Raw genomic sequence first — 22,308 nt, 5'->3', positions numbered from 1 at the left:
GAGACATAGAGGGCAAGTCGATGAGGGCGTTGTACGCGGTGGTTGGCGTGGGTGTGCTGGTCGCGAGTCTGGTCGTGGGGCTGTTGATCGCGCTGCAACCGATAGGCTGAAGCCCGGTTCAGCCAACGGCCATGTTGTCGATAAGGCGGGTCTTGCCCAGCCATGCGGCGACCAGAATCCGGCCGCGCGCGTCTCCGATGGGGCCAGGCCCCAGCTTCGACAGGTCAGAGGCCTCGCGGATATCGAGATAGTCGATCTGGCCGAAACCGGCCGCGGCCAGCGCGGTCTTGCCGGCGGCTTCCGCCTCGTCGATCCGACCGCCTTCAGCCACAGCCTGGGCGGCGGCTCGCAGGGTCTTGGGCAGGGCGGCGGCGATCTGGCGTTCCTGCGCCGAGAGGTAGGCGTTGCGCGACGAGAGGGCCAGGCCGTCTTCGGACCGCGCCGTCGGCGCCGACACGATCTCGACAGGCAGATCGAGGTCCTGGACCAACCGCTTGATGACCTGAAGTTGCTGATAGTCCTTCTCGCCGAACACCGCATAGTCGGCCTGGCACTGGATCAGCAGCTTGGCGACCACGGTGGCGACGCCGCCGAAGAATTGCGGACGGGCCGCGCCCTCCAGCGGATCTGAAACGCCGGAAACATTGATCGCGGTCGAGAAGCCGGGCGCATACATCTCGTCGGCCGAGGGCGCGAACATCAGGTCGCAGCCGACCGAGGCCAGTTTCTCAGCGTCGACAGCCTCGCCACGCGGATAGGCGTCGAAGTCCTCGTGCGGGGCGAACTGTTTGGGATTGACGAAGACGCTGGCGACGGTGCGCCGGGCTTTGGTCTGGCCTAGCTCGACCAGGGTCAGGTGGCCCTCGTGCAGAGCGCCCATGGTCGGGATCAGGGCGACCTGGTCTCCGGCGGCCTTCCAGGCGCCGACCTGGGCGCGCAGGTCGGCGACGGTGCGGACGATGGTCGGGGAAGCTTGGGGCATCGACGGCCTCCTGTGCGAACAGGCGTGGCTTATGGCCGAGGGGCGAGGCGGCGTCTACTGCGCTGCACAATGGCGTGGTGGCCCCGGCGCCCCTGCGACAAAAGGGCCTGTGGAACAATGCGATGACCCCTCGGCTGAGTCATTGCGTGCATGTTAACCTTTCTTCGACCGTGCGAGTCGCGGTGGATGAAGGAGCGAGCACATGGCCGAAACGCGCGTGATCGTGGTCGGGAACGAAAAGGGCGGGGCGGGCAAGTCCACCATCGCCGTGCACCTCGTGACGGCCCTGCTGTACGGCGGCGCCAAGGTGGCGGTGATCGACCTGGACCTGCGCCAGTGCACCTCGATGCGGTTCTTCGAGAACCGCCGCGTCTGGCTGGAAAACAAGAAGCTGGCCTTGCCCGAGCCGTTGCAACTGCGCCTGAGCGGCGACGACATCGCCCTGGCTGCTGCCCCGGAAGCCGAGCAGATCGAGCGCTTCGAAGTGGCCTTTGCGCGTGGCCTGGAGGAAGCCGACTTCGTCCTGATCGACACGCCCGGCGGCGACACCGCCATTTCGCGCCTGGCCCATGGCCGCGCCGACCTGATCGTCACGCCGATGAACGACAGCTTCGTCGATTTCGACATGCTGGGTCACGTCGATCCGGTGACCATGGAACTGACCACGCCCAGTCTCTATTCCCAGTCGGTCTGGGAGGCTCGCAAGGCGCGCGCCATGAGCGGCCAGCGTCAGGCGCTGGACTGGGTGGTGCTGCGCAACCGTCTGGCCACCACCGAGGCCCGTAACCGCAAGCGGCTGGAAGACCGTCTGACGGCCCTGGCCAAGCGCGTCGGCTTCCGCATGGGGCCGGGTCTGCGCGACCGCGTGATCTATCGCGAGCTGTTCCCGTTCGGCCTGACCATCGCTGACCTGTCGCCCCAGGTTCGCCCTGTGCCGGTGTCGCTGCAGCATCTGGCCGCGCGCCAGGAACTGCGGGCCCTGATGCATTCGCTTGGTCTTTCGGCCTATTCCGGGGAAACTCTGCTCGCCGCTCAGTAGGGGCCCCTCGGGGGCAGCCTGAGCCTGGAGCGTGGCAGCCGAAAGCGGACGCCGGTTTCGGCGCCTGCCACGCTCTAATTTTGAGTAGAGCCTGTCTATCCGCTTCAAATGGGTTCATTGAAGCGGACAGGCTCTTCCGGAATTGCGATGATCTATCTGTTGCTTGGCGGCGTGGTGCTGGCCCTGGTGTTCTGGGGCAGTCGAAAACCGTTTCTTAAAGGGGACGGCTGGCGCGTTGGCGCCGGAGTTGTCGCCTTGGCCGCCTTCGCGGGCGCGGCCTACACCACCATTCGCGGCGGCTGGGGCACAGGGCTCGTTCTGGGCGTTTTTGGCCTGTGGAGCGCTGCCGAAGCGCGCCGACGGCCTGCCACGCGCGCGGCTTCGGGGCCGGCGGTTTCTGGACCCTCCGTGTCCGAGGCTCGCTCTCTCCTCGGCGTTGGCGCCAACGCCACGGCTGAAGAGATCAAGGCGGCGCACGCCCGCCTGATCCGTCTGGCTCATCCCGACAAGGGCGGCACCGCTGGCCTCGCTGCGCAGCTCAACGCGGCGCGCGATCGGCTGTTGAAGGGGTAGGCATCTGGCGGTTTGAGCCGCGCCGTTGCAAACATGACGACGATATTGCTCTAAGTGGAGCAATGCTTTTCCGTCTCGCCGCTCTTGTCGCCATTTTCGGTTTGGCCTCGCCCGCCTGGGCCGGGCGCGACGATCAATGGCTGCTTCGTCAGGACGGAGCCGAACGACCGGTCGCTATTTTTCTCTCTTGGGATAGCCGCGCGATTTTGTTTCGGGCGACATGCGATACGGCCCGTGGCGAGCTAGTGCTGGAATACCACGGTGACGGCGAGGCGCGGCTTTCCGCGAGGGACAGCCTCGTTCTCCAGAAGCAAGCCTACGCGCTGCGTTTGCGCACCCTGCTTGTCGATGGACGCCTCCTGGGACGCCGACTGGTCGACAAGGCGATGATCGAGGTTTTGTCCAAGCCTGGCGATCTGGAAATCGATGCACCCAACATCATGGGCGAGCCTTGGTATGTCGGACGCGCTGAACCTCTTTTGACGATTGCTCGCCAGTGTAGGTGAACTAGCCCGGCGACAGGACCATGCAGGGCTGACGCTTGGCGGTGATCGCCTTGCAGGCGCTACGTGCGGCTTCGGCCGTCAGGCCCTGGAACTGGGCGCGGAACGCGCCGCCGGACACACCCTCGACGGCGCCTTCGGCGTCCGCCACGAACTTGGCGTAGCGGCCGCGAACCAGGGTCAATTGCTTGTTGGCGAGCCCCTTGGACTTGAAGGCGCCGACCTGCACCGCCCATTCGCCCTTGGGCTTCTTGACGGGCTTGGTCGCGGTCTTGGCGGCCTTGAGGGTGGGGGAGACCTTAACCGGCTTGGCGCGCGGCGAGTCGGTGAGCACGATCTTCAGGCCCGACTGCTCGCCGTCGCCCTGTTCGGTCGAGGGCCGCATGATCGGGCCGTTCGGCTCGTTCTCATAGAGATTGGCGGCGATGGTGGTGCGGTCGCCATGGGCGCGGCGCTTGAGGACCTCGAAGCCGGTCAGCAGCAGGTCTTCCATGTTGTTGTCACGCCAGGCGGTCGAGGAACCGCCCAGGACCACGGCGATCAGGCGGCGACCGTCGCGCACGGCCGAGCCGGCGAGGTTATAGCCCGAGGCGTTGGTGTAGCCGGTCTTCAGGCCATCGAAGCCGTTCATGCTGTCGAGCAGGCGATTGTGGCCCCGGATCGTGTTGCCCCGGAACGAGAACGATTTCATGGCGAAGTAGCTGTAGTACTGCGGGAAGTCTCGCATCGTGGCGCGCGAGAGGATAGCCAGATCGCGAGCCGTGCTGATCTGACGGCTATCGGGCAGCCCCGAAGCGTTGACGAACCGCGTGTTGCGCATGCCCAGTTCCTGACCGCGCAGGGTCATCAGGGCGGCGAATCGGGCTTCGCTGCCGGCCAGCTTCTCGGCCATGGCCACGGCCACGTCGTTGGCTGACTTCACCGCCATGGCGCGAATGGCTTCGTCCACGCTGATGCTGTCGCCGGCCGGAAGGCCCAGCTTGGTCGGCGCCTGGGCGGCGGCGCGAGGGGTGATGACGACCCGGTCGGTGGCCTTCATGCGGCCTTCGCTCAGCGCCTCGAAAGTGAGGTAGAGCGTCATGACCTTGGTCACCGAAGCGGGATAGCGGGGGCTGTCTGCGCGCCTGTCGTAAAGGACTTCGCCCGAATTGGCGTCGATCACGATGGCCGCATATTTCGGCTCGGTGGCGTTCAGCTGGAGGTACGGGACCTGGGCTGAGGCGCTGGTCGTGGGAACCAGCGCGCCGATCACACACGAAAGCACCAGGCCGATGGTGGCGAGCAGTGTACGGACGGACCTAAGCTTGGCGAACATGAATGAGCGTCCGTCATATTGAACTGAGCGATTTTGTACCGCCACACACGTGACCGTAACATGAACCGATCCGCCTTTAGCCAAAGTAAACAACCGGTGAGTGATGTTGTCGCGGATGGGGAAGAGCAGGCGCGTTGCGGTCAGGGTACGGCATGACGCTAGGTAATGGTGCGCTGCACAATTTTCTTGACTGCTGCACTGCAACATGGCAAAGCGCCGTTGTCCCAAGCGCATGGGGCTGCTCGCACAGCTTCGCCATGCCCCGCCAATTGCCAGGAGACTCCCCATGGCTGCCGCCGAAACGATGAAGAAGACCGCCGAACAGTTCAGCACCGCTTCGAACCAGGCTTTCAAGGACGGCGTCGAGAAGTCGCTGGTCGCCCTGTCGGAAGCCAACACCCATTCCAAGAAGAACCTGGAAGCCGTCGTCGCTTCGGTGACGGCCGCCACCAAGGGCGCTGAAGCCCTGGGCGCCGAGACCTTCGCCTATTCGAAAAAGGCCGCCGAAGACCAAGTCGCCGCCATGAAGTCGCTGGCCGCCGCCAAGAGCATGCAGGAAGCTATGGAACTGCAGACGACTTGGGCCAAGTCGGCAATGGAAGCCTACATCGCTCAGATGAGCAAGGCTTCCGAGATCGTCTCGGCTTCGATCAAGGACTCGATGAAGCCCCTGAACGAGCGCGCCAGCGCCGCTGTCGAAAAGTTCCAGGCCGCCCGCTAAGGTAGCCTAGAGGTCCGCGCCTGGCGCGGTTCCGACAGACCAGATCGAAGGCCCGAACCGGCAGCGGTTCGGGCCTTTTTCCTTGTGCCCGTGCCCTGCGACGTTAAGCATTGCGGCTCGTGAATGGAGTGCGTGATGTCGAAAATCGATGACCGTCTGAACGAACTTGGCGTGGTGCTGCCGCAGCCTGTGGCCCCTGTCGCCAACTATGTGCCGTTCGTCCGGTCGGGAAACCTGGTTCACATTTCCGGCCAGATCTCGATCGACGCGTCGGGCGGCGTCAAGGGTACGGTCGGCGTCGATGTCGACCTGGAGACCGCCCAGAAGGCGGCCCGCCTTTGCGGGGTGAACCTGCTGGCCCAGATGAAAGCCGCCTGCGACGGCGATCTGGATCGCGTGGTCCGCGTGGTCAAGCTGGGCGGCTTCGTTCAGGCCGGCCCCGACTTCATCGACATCCCCAAGGTGATCAACGGCTGCTCCGACCTGATGGTCGAGGTGCTGGGCGACATCGGTCGTCACGCCCGCTCGGCCGTGGGCGTCTATCGTCTGCCGCTCGGCTTCGCGGTCGAGGTCGACGCGGTGGTGGAGATCGCCTGATGCGCGTCCACGAGCGTCCTTCGACCGAGGTGTTTGGCGAGGCCTGGGAGCGCTTGTTCGAGCCCGCCATCGCCCATCGCGGTTTGTGGACGCCCGGCGGCGCGCCTGAAAATTCGCTGGCCGCCTTCCAGGCCGCCTGCGCGCGAGGCTATGCGATCGAACTCGACGTCCAACTGACGGCTGATGGAGAGGCCGTGGTCTTCCATGACGACCGCCTGCAGCGTCTGACCGGCGTCGAAGGCAGGCTCCGTGACCACACGGCCGCCGAACTGCGCGCCATGGCTCTTGCCGGAACCGACGAAACCATCCCTACCCTGGCCGACACCCTGACCCTGATCGGTCATCGGGCCATGGTCTATATCGAGCTGAAGACCCCGTTCGGCGAGGTGGGAGAGCTGGAGAAACGGGTCTCCGAGGTCTTGATCGACCACAATGGCCCAACGGCGGTGATCGGCTTCAATCCCTATTCCCACGCCTGGTTCGCCGATCATCATCCACAGATTCTGCGCGGGCTCGACTCCTACAGCTGGAACGACAACAGCGCCCGCAAGCTGGCGCCGGAGGTCCGCAAGTCGCTGGCAGCCCTGGAACAGGTCGAGATCGCGCGGCCAGATTTCCTGGCCCTCGGCCTGGACATGCTGCCCAGCGCCCGCGCCGACCTCTATCGCGCCAAGGGCATGCCGGTGGTGGCCTGGACCGTCCGCTCGCCCGAGCAATGGGAAGCTGTCAGCGACCATTGCGACAACCTGATCTTCGAGGGCTACGAGGCGTGACTGCGGTCAAGGCGGCGGTTCGCGTCCATCGCGAGATCGCCGAAGTCGGCCGTGAGGCGTGGGACGCCTGCGCCGCGCCGACGGGCGATCCCTTTGTCAGCTACGACTTCCTGTCGATCCTGGAGGAAAGCGGCTGCGTCGCCGCCCGAACCGGCTGGGCGCCGCAGCACCTGTCGGTCGAAGACGAGGACGGTGGGGTGGCCGGCGTCATGCCGCTCTATCTGAAGTCCCACAGCCAGGGCGAATACGTCTTCGACCACTCGTGGGCCGACGCCTATGAGCGGGCCGGCGGGCAGTATTATCCCAAGCTCCAGTGCTCCTCGCCATTCTCGCCGGTGACAGGCTCCCGCCTGATCGTCCGGCCCGGCATCGACGCCGACGATGGCCGCTCGGCCCTGCTGGGCGGCGCCCTGACCCTGTGCGAGCGCATGGGCGCCTCGTCGCTGCACGTGACTTTCCCGAACGCCGACGAGTGGGCCTGGATGGGACAGCGGGGCCTATTGCTTCGGCAGGACCAGCAATATCATTGGGAAAACGACGGCTACGCGACCTTTGACGACTTCCTGGCGGCCCTGTCGTCCAACCGCCGCAAGACCATTCGCCGCGAGCGGCGCGACGCTCAGGACGGTCTGGAGATCGTCGCCCTGACGGGTGATGAGCTGACCGAAGAGCACTGGGACGCCTTCTTCGGTTTCTACATGGACACCGGCAGCCGCAAGTGGGGTCGGCCCTATTTGAACCGGAAATTCTATTCGCTGCTGGGCGAGCGAATGGCCGACAAGGTGCTGCTGGTGATGGCGCGCCGGCCGGGCGGGCCGTGGATCGCCGGGGCGCTGAACCTGCTGGGCCGCGACTGCTTGTATGGCCGCCACTGGGGCTGCGCCGAGGACGTGCCGTTCCTGCATTTCGAGCTTTGCTACTATCAGGCCATCGAGCACGCGATCCGCCTGGGCTTGCCGCGTGTCGAGGCCGGCGCCCAGGGCCAGCACAAGATCGCCCGTGGCTATCTGCCCAGCGCCGTCTATTCGGCCCACTGGATCGCCGACCCGATGCTGCGCGAGCCGGTGGCGCGGTATCTCGAGCGCGAGCGCGAGGCGGTCGGGGCCGAGATGGAAATGCTGTCCGAGGAATACTCTCCGTTTCGGAAAGTCTAGATTACCATCCTGACGTGTGTTTACCTTCCCGATCTGAAACGCGGGGGCGTGATCATGAACCGGGAATTCTTCTTTTCATTCGTCAGGGCGCAGCTGTTTGGCGGCAAGCTCAAGCCGTCGCAGTTCAATGGCCTGACCGAGATCCTCGACTATTGGGACGCCCGTCTGGCGGCCAAGGATGATCGCTGGCTGGCCTATGCCCTGGGCACCGCCTACCATGAGACCGACAAGACCTTTGGTCCGATCCGCGAATATGGCCGGGGCAAGGGCAAGGCCTATGGCATCCCGACCGGTCCTCATGGCCATGTCTATTACGGGCGAGGCCTGGTTCAACTGACCTGGAAGGACAACTACCAGAAGATGTCCGCCAAGCTGGGCGCCGACATGGTGGCCGATCCCGATCTGGCCCTGAAGCTGTCGAACGCCGTGCCCGTGATGTTCCTGGGCATGGAGCAAGGCTCGTTCACCGGTGTAGGCTTCGGGCGCTACTTCAATGCGACGAAGGGCGATTGGGTGAACGCGCGCCGGATCATCAACGGAACTGACAAGGCCAATATCATCGCCGACGAGGCGAAGATGTTCTACGCCGCCATCAGCCACACGGTTTGATCAGGAATGCTCCCAGGCTTGCCGGAGCAACCACTTCTTCTGGCGTTCGGTCAGATGCTCGCCCGGATCGCCGGTCCTGATACCCATGGCTTGCGCCTCCCCCGTGGTTTGATACGACGTCGCCCTGAACAGGAGACGGCCATGAGCCTTCACGGAACCTACGACCCCGACAACATCTTCGCCAAGATCGTCCGGGGCGAAATGCCGGCGGTGAAGGTGTTCGAGGACGATCAGGTCCTGGCCTTCATGGACGTCTTCCCCCAGGCGCGTGGCCACATGCTGGTGATCTCGAAGACGTCCAAGGCTCGCAACCTGATGGAAGCCGAGGCCAAGACCCTGGGCCGCCTGATCGGCGCCACCCAGAAAGCCGCCGCCGCCGTGACCGCCGCCCTCAAGCCCGACGGCGTGATTGTCACCCAGTTCAACGGCGCCCCGGCCGGCCAGACGGTCTTCCACCTGCACTTCCACGTCATCCCCCGCTACGAGGGCGAGGCGATGGGTCGGCACGGCGAGGGCATGGCCGATGTCGAGGAGCTGAAGGCGCTGGCCGAGACAATCGCGGCGGCGCTTTAGGGGATTTACGGCGAGAGCGTTCGCGTTAAGGTAGCGTGCGGAGGGGGATTCGCATGCGGCTGCATCCGGTTACATCGCTGATGATCTTGGGCGTGATGCTGAAGCTTAGCGTCCTGGCCATTTCGCTGGCCGGCCTCGTGGCCTGGGTCATCCATGACGATGCCGAACTGATCGAACCCGCGTCCATGCTTGGCGCGATCATTCAGCCCATGTCCCGGAACCTGCGCGGACTGGCTGAAGCCGCCGCCATGGCTGGCGCTGCCTTCTGGGTCGAAGCCCTCGTCAGAGTTCACGGCCGCCTCAAACACCTTAACCTGCAAGCATCTGGGGAGAAGGCGCATGCCTGACCGGGATATCGCGCCAGCCGACCGTTCCCTGGCTTTGCTTCGACGGCTCCACCCCGTGACTCGTCTGATCGTTGCCGCCGGCCTTTTGCATCTCTGCGGCGACGTCGTCGCGGCCTTGTACGCGCTGTGGCTGCATCAGCAGGCCATGGCGGTGGCGGAGCATGGATCCATCGTCCAGATGCTGTCGAATGGCGCCCATGGGTTGGCCTATACGATCGGCTTCTTCGGCACGGCGGCCAGCGTGGAGTATCTATTCCGCATCTGGCGCGAGGTGGCGGCGATGAGGGAGCGAAACGCCTCGTCTTGATCGGCCCGCGCCTCGAAACAACCCGGCTCATCCTGCGTCCGCCGGTGGAGGGCGATCTCGACGGCTGGGCGGCGCTCGACGCCGATGAGCGCGTCACCAGATACATCGGCGGCGCGAAGGGCCGCGAACAGGCCTGGCTCGGTCTCGCCACGGCCGCCGGTATGTGGACGCTCCGAGGCTGCGGCCTGTTCTCGGTTATCGAGAAGCATTGCGGGACCTGGGTCGGGCGCGTGGGTCCCTGGCTGCCCGAGGGCGCTATCGGAACCGAGATAGGTTGGGCGTTCGCCGGCGCGGCTCAGGGCAAGGGCTACGCCACCGAGAGCGCGCGCGCCGCGACGGGCTGGGCGTTCGACACGTTGGGGTGGACCGAGGTCATCCATTGCATCGACGTCGGGAATACGTCGTCCATCGCGGTCGCGCGTCGCCTGGGCTCGACTTGGCTGAGGGCCGCAACTGAAGCCGATGGCAAGGTTGTTCAGGTCTATGGCCAGACACGCGGCCATTGGTTGGCCTCGGGAGCGGCCTGATTTCGCGGCGTGCACCGTTTCTTGGCCACACATTCCGCGAGAGCGGAATCGAAAGAGGCCCGGATTGCTCCGGGCCTCTCGATGGTCTTGAGCCTACTCGGCCAGGGCCGGTTCGGCTTCGCTCTGACCGGCGCTGGGCGCCTTTCCGGGCTTTTCCGGGGTGCTCTCGATCTCGAAGTCGATCTTGCTGTCCTTGAGGATGATCTTGACGTGGCCGCCGCGCACCAGACGTCCAAACAGGATGTCGTCGGCGAGGGGCTTCTTGATGTGCTCCTGGATGACCCGGCCGAGAGGGCGGGCGCCGTAGAGCTCGTCGAAGCCATTCTTGGCCAGCCAGTCTGCCGCGTCGTCGGACAGTTCGATGGTCACGTTCCGGTCGGCCAGCTGGGCCTCCATCTGCATGACGAACTTATGCACGACCTGGCGGATGATCTCCGGCGTCAGCGGCTTGAAGGCCACGACCGCGTCGAGGCGGTTGCGGAATTCCGGCGTGAACAGGCGCTTGAGGGCGGCCTCTTCCTCGCCGACCACCTTTTCGCGACCAAAGCCGATCGACTGGCGCTGGGCGTCCGAGGCGCCGGCATTGGTGGTCATGATCAGGATGACGTTCCTGAAGTCGACCTTCTTGCCGTTGCTGTCGGTCAGCACGCCATGGTCCATGACCTGCAGCAGGATGTTGTAGACGTCCTGGTGAGCCTTCTCGATTTCATCGAGCAGCACCACGGCGTGCGGGTGCTGGTCGACGGCGTCGGTCAGTTGGCCGCCCTGGTCGTAGCCGACATAGCCGGGAGGGGCGCCGATCAGGCGGCTCACGGTATGGCGCTCCATGTACTCGGACATGTCGAAGCGGATCATCTCGATGCCCAGCGTCGAGGCCAGCTGCTTGGCGGCTTCAGTCTTGCCGACGCCGGTGGGGCCACTGAACAGGAAAGAGCCGATGGGCTTGTCCGCGTCGCGAAGACCGGCGCGCGCCAGCTTCATAGCCGAAGACAGCTGCGCGATCGCGTCGTCCTGGCCGAACACCGAGCGCTTCAGATCCGTTTCCAGCTCCTTCAGCGCCTCGGTATCGGACTTCGACACCGACTTTGGCGGGATGCGGGCGATCTTGGCCACGACGGCTTCGATCTCCTTGACGCCCAAAACCTTCTTGCGACGGTTCTCGGGCAGCAGCATCTGACCGGCGCCGGCCTCGTCGATCACGTCGATCGCCTTGTCGGGCAGCTTGCGGTCGGTGATGTACTTGGCCGACAGCTCGACGGCGACCTTGATGGCCTCGTTCGTGTACTTCAGCTTGTGGAAGTCCTCGTAGTAGCTCTTCAGGCCCTTGAGGATCTTGATGGTGTCTTCCACGGTCGGCTCGTTGACGTCGATCTTCTGGAAGCGACGGACCAGAGCCCGATCCTTCTCGAAGTGCTGACGGAACTCCTTGTAGGTGGTCGAACCCATGCAGCGCAGCGAGCCGGAGGCAAGGGCGGGCTTAAGAAGATTGCTGGCGTCCATCGCCCCGCCGCTGGTCGCGCCGGCGCCGATCACAGTGTGGATCTCGTCGATGAACAGCACCGCGTTAGGGTGGTTCTCGAGTTCCTTGACCACCTGCTTGACGCGTTCCTCGAAGTCGCCGCGATAGCGGGTGCCGGCCAGCAGCGCGCCCATGTCGAGGGAGAAGATGGTGGCGCCGGCCAGGACTTCGGGAACCTGGTTGGTGATGATCTTGCGGGCCAGGCCTTCGGCGATGGCGGTCTTGCCGACGCCGGGTTCCCCAACCAAGAGCGGGTTGTTCTTGGTGCGGCGGCACAGGATCTGGATGGCGCGTTCCACCTCGCTGGCGCGGCCAATCAGCGGGTCGACCTTGCCCTGACGGGCCTTCTCATTGAGATCAACGCAATAGGCTTCCAGAGCCTCGCCACCGGTCTTGGTGTTGGGCTTCTCGGAGTCGTCCTCGGTGGTGCTGTTGGTGGCGCTCTTGACGGCCTTGGGCTCGGACGCGCCGGCCTTCTTGGCGATGCCATGGGCGATGAAGTTCACCGCGTCATAGCGCGTCATGTCCTGCTCTTGCAGGAAGTAGGCGGCGTGGCTTTCGCGTTCGGAGAAGATGGCGACCAGCACATTGGCGCCGGTGACGTCCTCGCGGCCCGACGACTGCACGTGGATCACGGCGCGCTGGATCACGCGCTGGAAGCCGGCGGTTGGCTTGGCGTCCTCCTCGTCATCGACGACCAGCGAGGCCAGTTCGACGTCGAGATAGTTGGCCAGGCTCTTTTTCAAGGCGACGAGATCGACGTCGCAGGCGCGCATCACCCCGGCGGCGTCATCGTCGTCGGTGAGGGAGAGGAGCAGGTGCTCCAAGGTCGCATACTCGTGCTTACGCTGGTTGGCGTAGGCCACGGCGCGGTGGAGAGATTCTTCGAGAGGGCGCGAAAACGAGGGCATGGGGGGAGGCTCCTCAGTCTTTTTCCATGGTGCACTGCAGGGGGTGCTGATGACGGCGCGCCGAGTCGATGACCTGGGCAACCTTCGTTTCAGCGACTTCGTAGGTATAGACGCCACACACACCAACACCGTGTTGGTGAACCAGCAGCATGATCCGGGTCGCATCTTCGCGTGATTTGTTGAAGAAGCGTTCAAGCACGTACACGACGAATTCCATCGGCGTGTAGTCGTCATTCAGAATCAGTACTCGATAGAGCGAAGGCTTCTGTATCTTCGGCTTCACCTCAGTGACGACCGAAGAACCAGATCCGTTACCTTGTCCGCCTTGCTTTCGCTCGGCCATTGACCGTTTTCTCCCGGCGGGCCGAACCGCCCGCCTTACATAGGATTAGATATGGAAACGCGCGGGCTTTGGAAGAGGCCCACACGCCACTGCGCCGCTTTAACACAGGGGCGCCCTGGAAAATGGCTTCACGATTGGGAGAACTGGAGGCCGCACCGAGACGGCTTCCTTGGCGAGGAGCCGAAATGGGGCGCGTCGCTTCGTCGCGCAAGGGGTGGTGTCCCGGTGGATCCAACTCACCGTTGCTTGAGGGCTCGTCCGGTGACCACGGCGCCTGAGCCGTATTTGCCGCGCAGGGCGTCGATGGCTGTCTCGCTTTTCAGCGCCCGGCGCTCATCGCCGGCAAAGAAATCGTCCGCGGCGCCCTCGGCCGGGACGAACTCGGTCAGGCCGGCCCCAATCAGCCGGTAGTAGGTTCCGCCCGGCTCGGCGGCCAGCAACTCGCGCGACACCTGGAACAGGGTGCGGGCGGTTTGCGTCGGCACCGCCAGGGTGCGGCGACGGGTGTGGACCTTGAAGTCGGGCGTGCGAAGCTTCAGCGTCGCCACCCGTCCGGCCACGCCCTCGGCACGGGCCTGCTTGGCCACGCGCTCGCACAGAGGCCACAGCTGATCCTCCAGATCCTCGCGTTTGAAGAGGTCGTCGTTGAAGGTGGTTTCAGCGCTGATCGTCTTGCGGCTCTGGTCGGGATCGACGGCGCGGGCGTCCTGACCCTGGGCCAAACGGTGCAGGCGCAGGCCACTGGAGCCCAGGACCTTGGCCAGATGCTTCAGGTCGGCCGCGGCGATGTCGCCGACCGTGCGGAAGCCTTCGGAAGCCAAGGCGGTAACAGTAACGGGGCCAACGCCAGGCAGGATCGAGACCGGTTTGCCGGCCAGGAAATCTTTCGCTTCCGCCGCGCCGATCGCCGAGTAGCCGCGCGGCTTGTCCAGTTCCGAGGCGATCTTGGCCAGGAACTTGTTGGGGGCCAGACCGATCGAGACCGTCAGATTGATCTCGGCTTCGATCTCGCGCTGCAGACGGGTCAGCATCACTGCCGGCGGCGCGCCATGCAGGCGCTCAGTGCCCGACAGGTCGATCCAGGCTTCGTCCAGCGACAGGGGTTGGACCAGCGGGGTCAGGGCCTCCAGCTTGCCCATGATGTGGCGGCTCGCGGTTTTATACTTGGCGAAGTCGGGCTTGATGACCACGGCGTCGGGGCACAGCTTCAGCGCCTTGTACATCGGCATGGCCGAACGGGCGCCGCTCATGCGGGCGATGTAGCAGGCAGTGGTGACCACCCCGCGCTTGCCGCCGCCCACGATCACCGGCTTGTCGCGGATCGTGGGATCGTCGCGTTTCTCGACCGAGGCGTAGAAGGCGTCGCAATCCAGATGCGCCATCGACAGCGAGGCCAGCTCCTCGTGGAAGATTGTGCGTGGCGAGCCGCAGGACGGACAGCGCGGGGCTTTTGCCTCGCCAGTCCAGTCGCAGTCGCGGCACAGGGCCTTCATGTCAGGCCTCTAGAGGCCACAGCCAGACCGCGCCGCGTACGCCGGAGCTGTCGCCGTGCATCGCCTTGCGCACGGGGGTCTCGAACGTGTCGGAGAAGGCGTGCGGGGCAATGGCGGCGGGCAGGCGGTCGTACAGGGCCTCGACGTTCGACATGCCGCCGCCCAGCACGATCACGTCCGGGTCGAGCAGGTCGCACATGGCCGCCAGAGCCCGGCCCGTTCGGTCGATATAGCGGTCCAGCGCCGCCATGGCCGAAGCATCGCCGACCTCAATGGCCGCCATGGTTGCCTGGCCGGTAGGATGACCGGCGTCGCGGGAGAAGGCGGGACCGGCGATCCAGTTCTCCAGACACCCCTTGCGACCGCACCAGCAGGCGGGGCCGGGATACTCCTCGGGAGTCGGCCAGGGCAGGGGCGTATGGCCCCATTCGCCGGCGATGCCGTTGCGGCCTTCGATGATCCGCCCATCGACGACGAGACCGCCGCCGCAACCGGTGCCCAGGATGGCGGCGAACACCACGCCTTGTCCTGCGCCCGCGCCATCGGCTGCCTCCGACAGGGCCAGGCAGTTGGCGTCATTGGCCAGCCGCACAGGACGTTCAAGGCGCGCGATCAGGTCCTGCTCGAAGGGGCGGCCGTTCAGATAGACGCTGTTGGCGTTGCGGATCAGGCCGGTGCGGGGCGAGATCGAGCCGGGAATGCCCATGCCCAGCCGTCCCGCCTTGGCGCCGGCCATACACTCGGCGTCGACCAGCAGGTCGGAGACGACCTCAAGGGCCTCGTCATAGTTTCCCGGGTTGGGCTTGCGCACGCGGGCCACGAAATGGCCGTCGCCGTCCAGGGCGGCGGCCTCGATCTTGGTGCCGCCGAAATCGACGCCGAAACGGATCATGCGAACAGTCGCGCCTCGATTGCGGTCTTCAAGTGGGGCCAGTGGTCGATCCGCGTGTGGCGGTCCGGGGCGCTGGGGGCAAGGGGACGCAGGCGCTCGTCGCTGACCATCTGGAAGCGGGTCACGCCGGGCGCGCTGGCCGCCACCGATTCCAGCTGCGGCAGAAGGTCGTCGATGAAGACCGAGGGGCCGGTCGTCAGAGCCGAAAGCTTGGCCGCCGACGGGCCTTTTGGACCGCTGTTGATCACCAGCGGATAGTCGAAGCCGTGGGTCTTCAGCCACTTGGCGCGGGCCAGGCGGCCATGCTCGGGCGCGTTGGTCAGGATCACTACCCCCGCACGGGTCGACAGGTCGGCCAGGGCCTCGGCCGCGCCCTCGGCCGGAAACAGGTCGTCTGCCCCGTCGCGGAAGAAGTCGTCGAACAGGACCTTTCCCGCGATCAGATCCAGGTGATCGGCCTCGCCGGGGCGGTAGATATTCTGAAAAAGGGCGAAGCGATCGACCCGCAGCTCAAAGCCATGCCGGCCAATAAACGATCCGAACCCACGCATGAACTGCGCAAGAACCTCGTCCACATCGACGATCACCAGCGGCGCTACGGGATCGATCGTGCAGGCTTCGATATCGGAGTAACTGAGTTCCATGATCTGCAATCGACCGGTGTTAACGCGATTAGCGCGGGCTTAAGGATATCCGTGCGATCTGGAAGACAGAAGCGGCGCGAATCCCTCAGGCGTCGCCACGGGCCGTATGGTCGGGGTCAGGATGACGAAGAAGGTCCTCATCGTGGAGGATAATGAGCTGAACATGAAGCTCTTTCATGATCTGCTCGAAGCCCAGGGTTACGAGACCCTGCAGACTCGCGAGGGTCTGCAGGCGCTATCGATCGCCCGGGAAAACCGCCCCGACCTGATTCTCATGGATATCCAGCTGCCGGAGATCTCGGGACTCGAGGTCACCAAGTGGCTCAAGGAAGACGAGGACCTGGCGCACATCCCCGTGGTGGCGGTCACGGCCTTCGCTATGAAGGGCGACGAGGAACGGATCCGGGAGGGCGGCTGCGAGGCCTACATCTCCAAGCCGATCTCGGTGGCCCACTTCCTGGACACCATCAAGCGCCTGCTGGACAAGACGCCGGCATGAGCGCGCGCATCCTCGTCGTAGACGACATCGAAGCCAATGTTCGCCTGCTCGAGGCCAAGCTTTCGGCCGAATATTATCAGGTCTCGACCGCCAACGACGGCCCCACGGCCCTGGCGATGGCGGCCAACGACCTGCCCGACATCATCCTGCTGGACGTGATGATGCCCGGCATGGACGGCTTCACCGTCTGCAAGCGCCTGAAGGAAGACCCGATCACCCGCCACATCCCGGTGGTGCTGGTCACGGCGCTGGACGGTCGCGCCGACCGCATCCAGGGCCTGGAGGCGGGCGCCTCTGACTTCCTGACCAAGCCTATCGACGACGTGATGCTGTTTGCCCGCGTGCGCAGCCTGACCCGCCTGAAACTGGTCATCGACGAACTACGCCAGCGCGAGGCCTCGGGCCGCCGGATGGGCGTGATCGCCGGCGCCGCCTCGCGCCTCGACGGCCTGGGCGGCCGGGTGCTGATCGTCGACGACAACGAACGCCAGGCTCAGCGGATTGCCGCTGAGCTGAGCATCGAACACCGCCCCGTGGTCGAGTCCGATCCGGAAAAGGCGCGGATCAGCGCCGGCGGGCCGGTCGACCTGGTGATCATCAACGGCGCGGCCAAGGGCTTCGACGGCCTGCGTTTCGCCGCCTCGTTGCGGTCGAACGAGCGCACGCGGCACCTGCCTGTGCTGGCCATGGTCGATCCCGACGAGCGCCATCGGATGGTCAAGGCGCTGGAAATCGGCGTCAACGACATCCTGCCGCGTCCGATCGATCCGCAAGAACTGTCCGCTCGGGTCAAGACCCAGATCCAGCGCAAGCGCTACACCGACTATCTGCGCAACAATCTCGACCACAGCCTGGAACTGGCGGTCACCGATCAGCTCACAGGCCTCCACAACCGCCGCTACATGACAGGCCAGCTCGACTCGCTGGTCCAGCGCGCCACCTTGGGCGGCGATCCTGTCGCGGCGCTGCTGATCGACATCGACCACTTCAAGAAGATCAACGACACCTTCGGCCACGACGTCGGCGACGAGGTGCTGCGCGAGTTCGCCGTGCGTCTGGCCTCAAACGTCCGCGCCATCGACCTGCCTTGCCGCTACGGTGGCGAGGAATTCACGGTGATTATGCCCGACACCCAACTGGCAGACGCCATGCGCATCGCCGAGCGGATACGCATGCACGTGTCTGGCTCGCCCTTCCGGGTGGCGCAGGGCAAGGAACTGCTGACCGTTACGATCTCTATCGGCGTGTCGGCGACGCTTGGCGAAAAGGACAGCCCCGAGGCCCTGCTCAAGCGGGCCGACGAGGGCGTCTACGAAGCCAAGGCTTCCGGCCGTAATGCGGTGGTAGGCCGCGTCGCCTGACGGCTTTTCGGCCTCTCGACTGTTTCTCCGTCATCGGATGATCTTCGAAACTTGCGTGAGCTGCGCGTTCAGGCAATTTGCCTGAATGAATAATCCGCTTACTGCGCTCGCCGCTGCGACGGCTCTATCCCTTGGCCTCGCCGCCTCCGTTCAGGCCGCGCCGGTCGCCAGGCCCGATCCCAAGCTGGTGGTGGTGATCTCGATCGACCAGTTCAGCGCCAACCTTTTCGCTCAGCACCGGGCCGAGTTCACCGGCGGCCTGGGCAAGCTGGCGCGAGAGGGCGTGGTCTATCCCAACGGCTATCAGTCGCACGCCATGACCGAGACCTGTCCGGGGCATTCGACCCTGCTGACAGGCAAGCACCCCAACAAGACCGGCATCAGCGCCAACGACTGGTATGACGCCAGCCTCGGCAAGCAGGTCTATTGCCTCGGCGACGACAGCGTCGTTCTGGCTCACGACCCCAAGGGCCGCGCGGTCAGCCCCAGGAACATGGTCGCCACCACCTATGGCGACTGGCTGAAGGCCGTCTCGCCGACCAGCCGGGTGTTTGGCGTGTCGGGCAAGGATCGCGGCGCGATCACCATGGCCGGCCACAGGGCCGACGGCGCCTTCTGGCTGCAGCCGGGCTTTGGCTTCACCACCTTCGTGCCGCCGGGGGAGACCGCCGAGGCGCGCCTGAAGCCCGTCGCCGCCTTCAACGCCAGGATGCTGGCCGACCTCAAGAAGCACCCGTTCGTGTGGGACTACGCCAGGAGCCCGCTGGACGCCCTGGGTCGCGGCTCGGCCAAGCGCTGCAAGGCTCTGGAAGCCGACTATGAGACCGGCGGCCGCAAGTGGCGCGCGGCCTTGCCTATCCCTGTCGCGGACGACGAGGCCGGCAAGCTGCGCGACCTGGGCTCCAGCCCCTATCTTGACCAAGTCACGCTAGAACTGGCGGCTCAACTGCGCGCCGCCTATGGCCTGGGCGATGGACCGCAAGTCGATGTGCTGACCGTCAGCCTGTCGGCCACCGACTATATCGGCCACCGCTATGGCACTCGGGGACCGGAGATGTGCGACCAGATCGCTCTCCTCGACGACCGGTTGGGCGAGTTCCTCGACAAGGTCGGCAAGGCCAAGGGCGGGGTGCTGGTGGTGCTGACCGCCGACCATGGCGCCGCCGACATGCCCGAGCGCCTGCGCGCTGAGGGCTATGACACCGACCGCATCGCCACCAAGGCCTGGCTCGGCAAGCTGAACGCCACGCTGCGTGCCGATCTGAGCTTGTCCTACGATCCATTGGTCGCCGAGGGCGGCATCAACACCATCGATGTGGTCGGTCCCGACAAGAAGACCCTGCCGCCGGCTGAGCACATGCGGATCACCGCCGCGGCCCTGGCGCTGATCTCGCGCCAGCCCGAGGTGGTTGAGGCGTTCGACGTCAACACCCTGCTGACCCTCGCCCCGGAGCCTGCGGACACCTCGCCCGAAGAGATCTCCGTCCGCGAACGCATGCGCCGCAGCGCCTATCCGGGCCGCTCGGGCGATATCGTGATCGCCTTCAAGCCGGACCTCGTGCCGGCCTCGGCCGGGACGACCTATGTCTCCACCCACGGCAGCCCGTGGGACTATGACCGCCGGGTGCCGATCATCTTCTGGTGGAAGGACGGGACGCCCCGCGAACGCATCCTGCCTCTGGATACTGTGGATATCGCGCCGACCATAGCGGCGGTCACGGGGGTGATGGCGCCAGCGGATGTTGACGGGCGGTGCCGACCGTTGGGCAGCGGGCACGATTGCTAGAGCCCTTTCCGACCTGATGGCTTCATCAGGGTCGGGCGAAAAAGGCTCTAAATCAGAGGTTTAGAGCATGTTTCGATCCGATAACCGTTTCACACTTATCGGAAAATGCTCTAGCCGGAAAATCCTCCCCCTGAAGGGGGAGGTGGTCGCGTAGCGACCGGAGGGGGAAGTGACGCTGAACCTCAGCTGACACTACCCTCTCCGTCGCCCTTCGGGCGCCACCTCTCCCGTCAGGGAGAGGGATGAATCAAAAACGCCCGGCTATCGCTAGCCGGGCGTTTTGCTGTGTCGTAGCTGTCAGGCAGACCCTACTTGATCTTGCCTTCCTTGAATTCGACGTGCTTGCGGATGACCGGATCGTACTTCTTCAGCACCATCTTCTCGGTCTTGGTGCGGGCGTTCTTCTTGGTCACGTAGAAGAAGCCGGTGTCCGCCGTCGAATTCAGGCGGATCTTGATTGAAGCCGGTTTGGCCATGAGAGAATCCCTGCGATATCGCGCAGGGTACCCGCGCGTTGGAAATGAGAGGCGCGGAACATACTCATCAAATCGCCAAAGTCAATTGCCAGTGGGTGCGGTACGTCGGGATAATCCACCGCTCAAGCCTGACCGCCGATCTGGCCCTAGATCCAGCCAATAATCGTGGATCCAGGGAGCCCGGCCGGCATGTCGGTCCCCCCGAATTGCGCCGGCTCAGACATAGGTCAGGTTCCGGGCGCCGTTAAGGAAGCGCATGAAGGGCGCGGGACGTCCAGCATCCTTCAGCCTCTGGCCAATCTCGGCGACCACGAAGCGGGTGATGTTGGGCAGGTCCAGGGCCATGGCCTCGTCGAAATCCACCCAGGCGATCTCGTCCAGCTCGCCGCAGTCGGGCTGACGCTCCAAGCTGAGCAGGGCCTCGGCCGGGGCCATGAAGAACCGGGCGTCGAAGCGCCGCGTGCGATAGGGCGGGGTGATCGCCCGGGCCACGAAGGCCAGCGGCGCCAGATCGGGCAGGGCTCCCTGGGCCGGGAACGGCCGCCAGGCCCCGGCGGCGGGTCGTGAGGGCGCGGGACGGGCCAGCAGCAAACCGGTTTCCTCGAAGGTCTCGCGGATGGCCGCCAGGCCCAGTGCGCGGGCCAAGGTAGCGGGGCTGGCGTGGCGCGGCTCGTGGGTCAGGCGCGCGGCGACATCCGGTGTAAGTTCGCTGGCCGAGGGCGCGCGATAGTCGCCGCGATCCACGCGTCCGCCGGGAAACACCCACTTGTCGGGCATGAAGGCGTGACCACCGGCACGGCGTCCCATCAGCAGGCGCGGCTTGGCGGCGTCGGTGCGGACGATGATCAGCGTAGCGGCGTGGCGCGGCCGTAGCACGCCCGTGCCGGGCTCGCGCACGGCGGCGTCGTTGATGGTGTCGAATTTGGCGTCGATGGGCTCGTCCATGGTCCAAGCTTAGCCCGATCGCGCCATTCGCAAAGGCGCACGTTACGTCAGCTTGACCGCCCGGATGCAAGCACCCCAATCTCCACCGGCTTTCAAGAGGGAATGGCGCGCATGTTTGGACGAGTTTCGACGCTGGCGATCATGGCTGGCCTGGCTTTCGGCGCGCCAGCCCTGGCCGCGCCTTCCGCCGCCAAGGTCGAGGCGGCCGCCAAGGCCGTACAGCCCAAGGTCATCGCCTGGCGCCGCGACATTCATCAGCATCCGGAGCTCGGCAACCAGGAGGTCCGCACCGCCGCCATCGTCGCCAAGGAGCTGAAGGCCCTGGGCTTCGAGGTCCGCGAGGGCGTGGGCAAGACCGGCGTGGTCGGGATCCTCAAGGGCGGCAAGCCCGGCAAGGTCGTGGCCCTGCGCGCCGATATGGACGCTCTGCCGGTCGAGGAAAAGACCGGCCTGCCGTTCGCTTCCAAGGTCACCGCCACCTGGGAAGGCCGCACCGTGCCCGTCATGCACGCCTGCGGCCACGACACCCACGTGGCCATGCTGCTGGGAACCGCCACCGTGCTGGCCGGCGTGAAGGCCGACATCAAGGGCACGGTGGTGCTGATCTTCCAGCCTGCCGAGGAAGGCCCCCAGGCCGGCGAGGAAGGCGGCGCCAAGCTGATGATCCGCGACGGGGCGCTGGACCAGCCCAAGGTCGACGCCATTTTCGGCCTGCACATCGGCCCGGCCGACGCCCACCTGCTGAACTATCGGCCGATGGGCTTCTATGCGAGCTCGGACCGCATCGCGATCACCGTGAAGGGCAAGCAGACCCACGGCGCGCGCCCTTGGGCCGGCATCGACATGGCCAGCATCGCGGCCGACATCATCCAGGCCATGAACCAGATCGCCGCCCGTCAGGTCGATGTCGGGGTGTCGCCCTCCGTCGTGACCATCGCGACGATCAATATGGGCATGCGCCAGAACATCATCCCGGAAGATCTGGTGATGGGCGGCACCATGCGGACCTTCTCGACCGATCGCCGCGAAGACCTGATCGCCAGGATCCAGAAGAGTGTCGCCGCCATCGGCGACCGCTACGGGGCCAAGGCGCAGGCGGTGTTCACCCAGCCCTATCCGGTGACCTACAACGATCCCGACCTGTCCAAGTGGGTGAAGGCGTCGCTGTCCAAGGCCTCGCCCGGCAAGGTCGACGACAACGCCGCCCTGGTGACCGGGGCCGAGGACTTCTCGATGTACGCCCAAAAGGTCCCGGGTGTGTTCATCCAGCTGGGCGGTCGCCCGGCCAGCGTCCCGGCGGCGGGAGCCCCGGCCAACCACTCGCCCTATTTCGACATCGACGAGGCGGTGCTGGAAACCGGCGTGAAGGCCGAGGTATTCATGGCGCTGGATTATCTGGAGAAGAAGTAAATCCTCCCC

General features: G+C 65.3%; 25 protein-coding genes. 16 read left to right on the top strand and 9 right to left on the bottom strand.

All coding sequences use genetic code 11. From position 1 onward, the window contains the following. Window positions 1-118 precede the first annotated feature (118 nt). Window positions 119-982 (bottom strand): pantoate--beta-alanine ligase, encoded by an 864-nt coding sequence (gene panC / locus ACP69S_RS16140; protein WP_425998924.1) that lies wholly within the window; start codon window positions 980-982, stop codon window positions 119-121. 202 nt (window positions 983-1,184) lie between these two features. Here panC and ACP69S_RS16135 point away from each other — a divergent pair, with 202 nt between their 5' ends. From ACP69S_RS16135 to ACP69S_RS16125, 3 genes are all read left to right on the top strand, one after another. Further along, window positions 1,185-2,021 carry a division plane positioning ATPase MipZ gene (locus ACP69S_RS16135; protein WP_425998922.1) on the top strand — a complete coding sequence of 279 codons (837 nt, stop codon included), beginning with the start codon at window positions 1,185-1,187 and terminating at the stop codon, window positions 2,019-2,021. Between the two features lie 147 nt (window positions 2,022-2,168). Beyond that, window positions 2,169-2,594, top strand: coding sequence for a J domain-containing protein (locus ACP69S_RS16130; RefSeq protein ID WP_425998920.1), 426 nt, complete (start codon window positions 2,169-2,171; stop codon window positions 2,592-2,594). Window positions 2,595-2,656: 62 nt separating this feature from the next. Then, a complete protein-coding gene (locus tag ACP69S_RS16125) occupies window positions 2,657-3,100 on the top strand; it encodes a hypothetical protein (RefSeq protein ID WP_425998918.1) in 444 nt (147 codons plus the stop codon). A 1-nt stretch (window position 3,101) separates the two neighbouring features. On the opposite strand, the gene ACP69S_RS16120 is transcribed toward ACP69S_RS16125, so the two are convergent. Beyond that, on the bottom strand, window positions 3,102-4,412 hold the full coding sequence (locus ACP69S_RS16120) for a serine hydrolase (protein WP_425998916.1): 1,311 nt from the start codon (window positions 4,410-4,412) through the stop codon (window positions 3,102-3,104). 286 nt (window positions 4,413-4,698) lie between these two features. On the opposite strand from ACP69S_RS16120, the gene ACP69S_RS16115 reads away from it, so the two are divergent. The 9 genes from ACP69S_RS16115 to ACP69S_RS16075 all read left to right on the top strand — a co-directional run bounded on the left by ACP69S_RS16115 (window position 4,699) and on the right by ACP69S_RS16075 (window position 10,020). Continuing rightward, a complete protein-coding gene (locus ACP69S_RS16115; protein ID WP_425998914.1) occupies window positions 4,699-5,133 on the top strand; it encodes a phasin family protein in 435 nt (144 codons plus the stop codon). A 135-nt stretch (window positions 5,134-5,268) separates the two neighbouring features. Beyond that, window positions 5,269-5,730: a RidA family protein gene (locus ACP69S_RS16110; protein WP_425998912.1), complete on the top strand. Its 462-nt coding sequence runs from the start codon at window positions 5,269-5,271 to the stop codon at window positions 5,728-5,730. Beyond that, window positions 5,730-6,503 carry a glycerophosphodiester phosphodiesterase gene (locus ACP69S_RS16105; protein ID WP_425998910.1) on the top strand — a complete coding sequence of 258 codons (774 nt, stop codon included), beginning with the start codon at window positions 5,730-5,732 and terminating at the stop codon, window positions 6,501-6,503. The genes ACP69S_RS16110 and ACP69S_RS16105 overlap by 1 nt, the downstream gene beginning before the upstream one ends. Further along, the gene (locus tag ACP69S_RS16100) at window positions 6,500-7,657 is read left to right on the top strand and encodes a GNAT family N-acetyltransferase (RefSeq protein WP_425998908.1); all 1,158 of its coding nucleotides are present in this window, start codon (window positions 6,500-6,502) and stop codon (window positions 7,655-7,657) included. Before ACP69S_RS16105 ends, ACP69S_RS16100 begins: the two co-directional genes overlap by 4 nt. 54 nt (window positions 7,658-7,711) lie before the next feature. Next, complete coding sequence (locus ACP69S_RS16095; RefSeq protein ID WP_425998906.1) at window positions 7,712-8,266, top strand: glycoside hydrolase family 19 protein; 555 nt, start codon at window positions 7,712-7,714, stop codon at window positions 8,264-8,266. Between the two features lie 141 nt (window positions 8,267-8,407). Next, window positions 8,408-8,839, top strand: coding sequence for an HIT family protein (locus tag ACP69S_RS16090; RefSeq protein WP_425998904.1), 432 nt, complete (start codon window positions 8,408-8,410; stop codon window positions 8,837-8,839). A 53-nt stretch (window positions 8,840-8,892) separates the two neighbouring features. Continuing rightward, entirely contained in the window at window positions 8,893-9,186 is a 294-nt protein-coding gene (locus ACP69S_RS16085) for a hypothetical protein (RefSeq protein ID WP_425998902.1), read from the top strand. Continuing rightward, a complete protein-coding gene (locus ACP69S_RS16080; RefSeq protein WP_425998900.1) occupies window positions 9,179-9,493 on the top strand; it encodes a hypothetical protein in 315 nt (104 codons plus the stop codon). Before ACP69S_RS16085 ends, ACP69S_RS16080 begins: the two co-directional genes overlap by 8 nt. After that, window positions 9,490-10,020: a GNAT family N-acetyltransferase gene (locus ACP69S_RS16075; RefSeq protein WP_425998898.1), complete on the top strand. Its 531-nt coding sequence runs from the start codon at window positions 9,490-9,492 to the stop codon at window positions 10,018-10,020. The genes ACP69S_RS16080 and ACP69S_RS16075 overlap by 4 nt, the downstream gene beginning before the upstream one ends. 93 nt (window positions 10,021-10,113) lie before the next feature. Here the strand turns inward: ACP69S_RS16075 and clpA are convergent, their stop codons facing one another. From clpA to ACP69S_RS16050, 5 genes are all read right to left on the bottom strand, one after another. Next, on the bottom strand, window positions 10,114-12,450 hold the full coding sequence (gene clpA / locus ACP69S_RS16070) for an ATP-dependent Clp protease ATP-binding subunit ClpA (RefSeq protein ID WP_425998897.1): 2,337 nt from the start codon (window positions 12,448-12,450) through the stop codon (window positions 10,114-10,116). Between the two features lie 13 nt (window positions 12,451-12,463). Further along, window positions 12,464-12,793 (bottom strand): ATP-dependent Clp protease adapter ClpS, encoded by a 330-nt coding sequence (clpS, locus tag ACP69S_RS16065; RefSeq protein WP_425998895.1) that lies wholly within the window; start codon window positions 12,791-12,793, stop codon window positions 12,464-12,466. A 236-nt stretch (window positions 12,794-13,029) separates the two neighbouring features. Further along, window positions 13,030-14,286: a DNA polymerase IV gene (locus ACP69S_RS16060; protein ID WP_425998893.1), complete on the bottom strand. Its 1,257-nt coding sequence runs from the start codon at window positions 14,284-14,286 to the stop codon at window positions 13,030-13,032. 1 nt (window position 14,287) lies between these two features. Next, complete coding sequence (locus ACP69S_RS16055; RefSeq protein ID WP_425998891.1) at window positions 14,288-15,178, bottom strand: ROK family protein; 891 nt, start codon at window positions 15,176-15,178, stop codon at window positions 14,288-14,290. Beyond that, window positions 15,175-15,822 (bottom strand): hypothetical protein, encoded by a 648-nt coding sequence (locus ACP69S_RS16050; RefSeq protein ID WP_425998889.1) that lies wholly within the window; start codon window positions 15,820-15,822, stop codon window positions 15,175-15,177. Before ACP69S_RS16050 ends, ACP69S_RS16055 begins: the two co-directional genes overlap by 4 nt. A gap of 121 nt (window positions 15,823-15,943) precedes the next feature. On the opposite strand from ACP69S_RS16050, the gene ACP69S_RS16045 reads away from it, so the two are divergent. The 3 genes from ACP69S_RS16045 (at window position 15,944) to ACP69S_RS16035 (ending at window position 19,468) form a co-directional block, all read left to right on the top strand. Then, window positions 15,944-16,321, top strand: a complete 378-nt coding sequence (locus ACP69S_RS16045) for a response regulator (RefSeq protein ID WP_425998887.1) — start codon at window positions 15,944-15,946, stop codon at window positions 16,319-16,321. Then, window positions 16,318-17,682 carry a PleD family two-component system response regulator gene (locus ACP69S_RS16040; RefSeq protein WP_425998885.1) on the top strand — a complete coding sequence of 455 codons (1,365 nt, stop codon included), beginning with the start codon at window positions 16,318-16,320 and terminating at the stop codon, window positions 17,680-17,682. The genes ACP69S_RS16045 and ACP69S_RS16040 overlap by 4 nt, the downstream gene beginning before the upstream one ends. Before the next feature lie 85 nt (window positions 17,683-17,767). Beyond that, the gene (locus ACP69S_RS16035) at window positions 17,768-19,468 is read left to right on the top strand and encodes an alkaline phosphatase family protein (RefSeq protein ID WP_425998883.1); all 1,701 of its coding nucleotides are present in this window, start codon (window positions 17,768-17,770) and stop codon (window positions 19,466-19,468) included. 308 nt (window positions 19,469-19,776) lie between these two features. On the opposite strand, the gene rpmG is transcribed toward ACP69S_RS16035, so the two are convergent. Continuing rightward, window positions 19,777-19,944 (bottom strand): 50S ribosomal protein L33, encoded by a 168-nt coding sequence (gene rpmG / locus ACP69S_RS16030; RefSeq protein WP_007673017.1) that lies wholly within the window; start codon window positions 19,942-19,944, stop codon window positions 19,777-19,779. Between the two features lie 216 nt (window positions 19,945-20,160). Continuing rightward, a complete protein-coding gene (locus ACP69S_RS16025) occupies window positions 20,161-20,889 on the bottom strand; it encodes an NUDIX hydrolase (protein ID WP_425998881.1) in 729 nt (242 codons plus the stop codon). Between the two features lie 111 nt (window positions 20,890-21,000). Here ACP69S_RS16025 and ACP69S_RS16020 point away from each other — a divergent pair, with 111 nt between their 5' ends. Continuing rightward, the gene (locus tag ACP69S_RS16020; RefSeq protein ID WP_425998879.1) at window positions 21,001-22,299 is read left to right on the top strand and encodes an amidohydrolase; all 1,299 of its coding nucleotides are present in this window, start codon (window positions 21,001-21,003) and stop codon (window positions 22,297-22,299) included. The last annotated feature ends 9 nt before the right edge of the window (window positions 22,300-22,308 follow it).

Origin of the sequence: Caulobacter sp. DWR1-3-2b1 (genome assembly GCF_049895765.1) — a bacterium.
Classification (GTDB): domain Bacteria; phylum Pseudomonadota; class Alphaproteobacteria; order Caulobacterales; family Caulobacteraceae; genus Caulobacter.
The sequence above is the reverse complement of the archived record's forward strand: the minus strand, read 5'-3'. Positions and strand labels throughout refer to the sequence as shown.